The organism is Tamlana sp. I1 (genome assembly GCF_015355625.1).
Classification (GTDB): Bacteria; Bacteroidota; Bacteroidia; order Flavobacteriales; family Flavobacteriaceae; genus Pseudotamlana.
The window spans coordinates 1-6,139 of record NZ_JACLAF010000029.1 but is presented as its reverse complement, the minus strand read 5'-3'; the positions used below and the strand labels follow the sequence as shown (position 1 = coordinate 6,139).

General features: G+C 34.7%; 2 protein-coding genes. Both read left to right on the top strand.

The genetic code is table 11. The features are described from left to right. Window positions 1–2,808: PKD domain-containing protein (locus H6X70_RS16770; RefSeq protein WP_194768845.1), on the top strand; the 2,808-nt coding region annotated here is incomplete at its 5' end. Window positions 2,809–3,347: 539 nt separating this feature from the next. Next, window positions 3,348–6,139: Calx-beta domain-containing protein (locus H6X70_RS16765; RefSeq protein WP_194768844.1), on the top strand; the 2,792-nt coding region annotated here is incomplete at its 3' end.

Here is a 6,139-nt window from a genome sequence, read left to right as displayed (position 1 = left end):
TCTACGGATGATGAGGGAGTGGTGGCATATCATTGGGATTTCGGAGACGGAAATACAGATACTTCAGCTAACCCTATTCATACATATATCAATGAAGGTAATTATATTGTTACGCTTACTGTAACCGATATAGAAGGCCTACAAGGGACTCAACAACTTACTATTGATGTAGCAGCAAACATGCCAGCATCTTTGGTAGCAAACCCAGAAAGTCTTGATTTTGGTATTCAAGCCCTTGATGGCGCTGTTACTTATTTAGATCTTACTCTTTTTAATAATGGAGATGCAGGAGAAGACATTAGTATTAGTGCGATGACCATTTCAGGAACAGATACCTCACTATTTAGCATTGGGGAGACCTTCCCAATTGATGTATTGGCGCAAAATTCACAAATAATACCTGTTAGTTTTACGCCAGATGGCAGTGTTGGAAGTAAAACAGCAGCTTTAGAAATAACACATTCAGGTGAAAACAGTCCGTTAATTATTCCTTTAGATGCGGTACTAAATGATCCAAACATGTTAGTGCCTTTGGTACGTATTAGCGCGGGTAGTAAAACAGTAATCGCTAGTACAGATGGCGGACCAGACTGGGAGAAAAATTCGACTAATGGAGCTTATAGTGGAACATCCTTCTCGGTAAATACAGGAACTTCATATTCCGGCAGCTTCCTTTATTCTAATAAGCATAGTTCTATCCCTAATTATATCGATGAGAATACTTTTAAAGGTTTATTTAATCGATATAGATACGATGCTATTGCCGCTCCAGAAATGGAGTATTCAATACCTGTATCTAATGGAACTTATACTGTTAATTTATTCTTTGGAAATGGTTATTCAGGAACAAGTCAAGTAGGAGATAGGGTTTTCGATGTTCTTATAGAAGGTAAAATTGTTCAGGATAATTTGGATTTAATTGAGGCATTCGGACACCAAGTGGCAGGAATGTTGTCTTATGTTGTAACTGTAAATGATGGTGTATTGAACATCGCTTTCGGACATGAGGTAGAAAACCCATTAATCAATGCTATAGAAATAATAGGAGGAGCTGTAATTTCTAATCAATCACCAGTTGCAATAGCCAGCGCTTCAGATTTAACAGGAGAAGCACCGTTTGAAGTTTCCTTTACAGGAAGCAATTCTACGGATGATGAGGGAGTGGTAGCATATTATTGGGATTTCGGAGACGGCAACACAGCTAATACAGCAGACCCTGTTCATACTTATACTTCTGAAGGTACTTATGTTGCTACACTTACCGTAACTGATGCTGAAGGGTTGCAAGGTTCTAAACAACTCACTATTGAGGTTATAGCAGTTGGTGTTAATCAATCACCAGTTGCAATAGCCAGCGCTTCAAATTCAACTGGAGAAGCACCGTTTGAAGTTTCCTTTACGGGAAGTAATTCTACGGATGATGAGGGAGTGGTGGCATATCATTGGGATTTCGGAGACGGAAATACAGATACTTCAGCTAACCCTATTCATACATATATCAATGCAGGGAATTATATTGTTACACTTACTGTAACCGATATAGAAGGCCTACAAGGGACTCAACAACTTACTATTGATGTAGCAGCAAACATGCCAGCATCTTTGGTAGCAAACCCAGAAAGTCTTGATTTTGGTATTCAAGCCCTTGATGGCGCTGTTACTTATTTAGATCTTACTCTTTTTAATAATGGAGATGCAGGAGAAGACATTAGTATTAGTGCGATGACCATTTCAGGAACAGATACCTCACTATTTAGCATTGGGGAGACCTTCCCAATTGATGTATTGGCGCAAAATTCACAAATAATACCTGTTAGTTTTACGCCAGATGGCAGTGTTGGAAGTAAAACAGCAGCTTTAGAAATAACACATTCAGGTGAAAACAGTCCGTTAATTATTCCTTTAGATGCGGTACTAAATGATCCAAACATGTTAGTGCCTTTGGTACGTATTAGCGCGGGTAGTAAAACAGTAATCGCTAGTACAGATGGCGGACCAGACTGGGAGAAAAATTCGACTAATGGAGCTTATAGTGGAACATCCTTCTCGGTAAATACAGGAACTTCATATTCCGGCAGCTTCCTTTATTCTAATAAGCATAGTTCTATTCCTAATTATATCGATGAGAATACTTTTAAAGGTTTATTTAATCGATATAGATACGATGCTATTGCTGCTCCAGAAATGGAGTATTCAATACCTGTATCTAATGGAACTTATACTGTTAATTTATTCTTTGGAAATGGTTATTCAGGAACAAGTCAAGTAGGAGATAGGGTTTTCGATGTTCTTATAGAAGGCGAAATTGTTCAGGATAATTTGGATTTAATTGAGGCATTCGGACATCAAGTGGCAGGAATGTTTTCTTACTCTGTAACTGTAAATGATGGTGTGCTAAACATTTCTTTTGGACATGAAGTGGAAAACCCGTTAATAAGTGCTATTGAAATAATGGGGCAATCAACCAGTTTTGTTTCTGTATCAAAAACAGATAGTGTAAATAGTTCTGATTCTAGTTTCTCTGATAAAAGTCAGGAATCAAAACTAGAGTTAAATATTTCTTGTAGTTTAATCCCTAATCCTGCAAGTAATTATACGCAGTTAATATTTGATAATGAATTATTGGAAGTAAATGCTATTTTAATTTATAATAGCAATGGTCAATTGGTGAAATCTGTTAACGACCCAATTAAATTAAATTTTAAATACGATATTAAATTATTTGATTTATCGGAAGGGTTGTATTTTGTAAATATTATGACTTCTGAAGGTGTAATGATTACAAAAAAATTAATGATCAGGTATTAAAATAATCATCTTATAATTAAAATAAATTATTTAATCCCGGCTTTTAGTCGGGATTTTTATTGTTAATAGTATTTAAATTATCTCCTTGTTGAAAAGTCATAGTATCGCAACGAGTAATAAAAAAAAACAATATAATATGGGATAATTTTAAACTTTTTTACGAAATAAGAAAATTAAAAATAAGTTCTGAGAATAGGTGTAAAATTAAGGCGTTTCGAGAGTTGTTATTAGATAATTATTATGTTGGTTTCAGAAGATTTATTGTTAAAAATAATATAGCATAAGTCTGTAATCGTAAAATGAACGTAACTAACTATCGAGGGGTAAGATTTATTATTTTGAAACGTTTTCAAGATTTATTGTTTAAAATTTCAATCATTAAAAATTCGACAACAGTATTTTTTTATCCGACTAAAAGTAAATAATTCCGTTTAAATGTTTTTTTATATATTTGCCATTCAATTATTTACCGCTTACATATTAATAAGCATTTGGTTATAACTTTTAGATTAATCAGTAATTTTTAAAGAGACATATTAATGAAGTACATCACTTATTTTTTAATTTTATTTACAAGTATCATAAATGCGCAAAAAGTTACTGGTGAATTAAAAAAATGGCACAAAATTACAATTGAATTTACAGATGATGAAACTTATTCTGAAACAGGTACACCAAACCCATTTTTAGACCGAAGATTAAATGTTACTTTTAATCATGCTGGTTCTGGTAAATCGTATATAGTCCCTGGGTACTTTGCAGCCGATGCAAATGCAGCTGAAACGAGCGCAACAAGTGGTAATAAATGGCTTGTTCACTTTGCTCCAGATGAAGAAGGAGCATGGACCTTTTCTGCTTCTTTTAGAGAAGGTAATAATGTAGCAGTTGCTTATCCATCGAGCGCTTCAGATGGTTCTGCTAGCACAGGAATAGATGGTCAGTCAGGTACTTTAAAAATTACAGCAACCGATAAGGTTTTACCTGATAACAGAGCAAAAGGACGTTTAATTTATGATGGAACTAGATACCCAAAATTCTCTGAGACAGGTGAGTATTTTATTAAAGCAGGTCCTGACTCTCCTGAAAACTTTTTGGCCTATAATGATTTTGATGATGTATTTAATGGAGGTGTTGATTATCGAAAAGACTATGCAAAACACATAGCGGATTGGAATAATGGAGATCCTGTTTGGAAATCATCCAAAGGGAAGGGAATAATAGGAGCAATAAACTATTTAGCTAGTGTAGGTATGAATAGTATTTCATTCTTAACCATGAGTAAAAATGGTGGAGATACAAAAGATGTTACTATGCATGTAGACTCTGGTTCTGGAAGAAATTCAATTTTAGATTATACAAGATATGATGTTTCAAGAATTGCACAATGGGAAATTGTTTTTGAACACGCTGATGTAAAAGGAATGTTTCTCCATTTTAAAACACAAGAAATGGAAAATGCAGCGCAATTAAATAATGGAGATTTAGGCGTTGATAGAAAATTATATTACCGAGAATTAATTGCACGTTTCGGGCATCATTTATGTTTAAACTGGAATATGGGTGAAGAAAACGAAGGCAATAGTAATCATGGAACTGTTAATACACAACAGCGTATAGCACAATTAAAATATGTGAAAGATATCGATCCTTATCAACATATAAGGGTAGTGCATTCAGCAGGTAGTACCGACGGTCAAGATGCTTTGTATAATCCATTATTAGGAAATAATTCCGAACTCATGGGGGTGTCAATGCAGTCTATCATTAAACAAGTAAATTCAAGAACCAAATATTGGGCAGAACGTTCATATAATAGCGGAAAGCAATGGTTAATTTCTACAGATGAAACAGGTACAGGAGGCGAAGATAATGCTGATAACAGAGCCTATAAATTATATGGATCTTATTTTGCAGGTGGTTATGGTGTAGAGTATTATTTTCAAGGCGAAGATTTTACAGTTCAGGATTTTAGAAGTGGGGACAAACCAGGTGTTTGGGCAGCTGCCAAACACGCAATAGATTTTATGAAATTAATTCCCTTTACCCAAATGATTGGAGATAATACTTTGATTTCAGGGAGTTCTACCAGACGTTTGTTTTATAAGAATAATGAAGTTTATGCCGTTTATAAATCGGAAAATGATTCTAACTTAAATTTAGAAACTAATAATACTGGAGGTGTTTTTACCGTGAAATGGTACGATGTGCGAAATGGAGGCTCACTACAGAATGGTACTGTACGTACAATTAACTTTAATGGTGAGAAGCAAAATATTGGTTTACCTCCAAATAATACAGATAAGGACTGGGTTGCCCTTATAACAAACAATTCAGTGGCTTCTACACCACAGCTATCTATAAACAATGTGGCTGTTAACGAGGGGGGCGAAGCTATTTTTAAAGTAACGCTAAATAATACAGCTAATAAACCTTTTAGTGTTTCATACACTACCAAAGAAGGAACAGCCTTGTCAGAATCTGATTTCACGATGAAAAGTGGTACGTTAAATTTTGATGGAACCCCCGAGACAAAAACCATAGTTATTAATACTACTGAAGATAGTGTTCCAGAAGCAGATGAGCAATTTTCAGTGTATTTATCGAATGCAACTGAAGGTGTAGAGATTATTGATGATACTGGAGTAGCAACGATTAATGATAATGATGCTCTAGGCTATGTTTCTATAGCTGATGTAACGGTTACAGAAGGTCAAGAAATTGAATTTGAAATCATTCTTAACAATGCTGTTAGTGGTGGGTTTACCATAGATTATGTTACAGCAGATCATTCGGCTACTTATGGAGAAGATTATATTAACGGTAAAGGATCAGTTAGTTTTTTAGGTTTAGCTGGTGAAACTCAAGTTGTTCGTATTCCTACTATCGATGATGATTTATTTGAAGGCATGGAACAGTTTGCGTTAAACTTAAGCTCATTAGATACTAATGTTTCTTTTACCAACGACCAAGGATTGGCAACTATAAACGATAATGATAGCTCTAGCATCAGTATAAATGATATCACAGTTACTGAAGATAATAATGCCATTTTTACTGTTTCTTTAGATAACGCTGTTTCAGGAGGTTTCACAGTAGATTTTTCAACGGAAAACAATTCAGCTAAAGCAGGAGAAGATTACACTGCTATTACCGGAAGTTTAACCTTTAATGGAAATGCAGGAGAAACCCAAAGTATTAATATTACTATTTTAGATGATGCACTTGTAGAAAGCACTGAAAGCTTTTTTGTGAATCTGTCCAATGCCACAAATAACGTAACTATTGCAAATTCGCAAGGCACGGCTACAATTACAGATAATGATATAGCTGC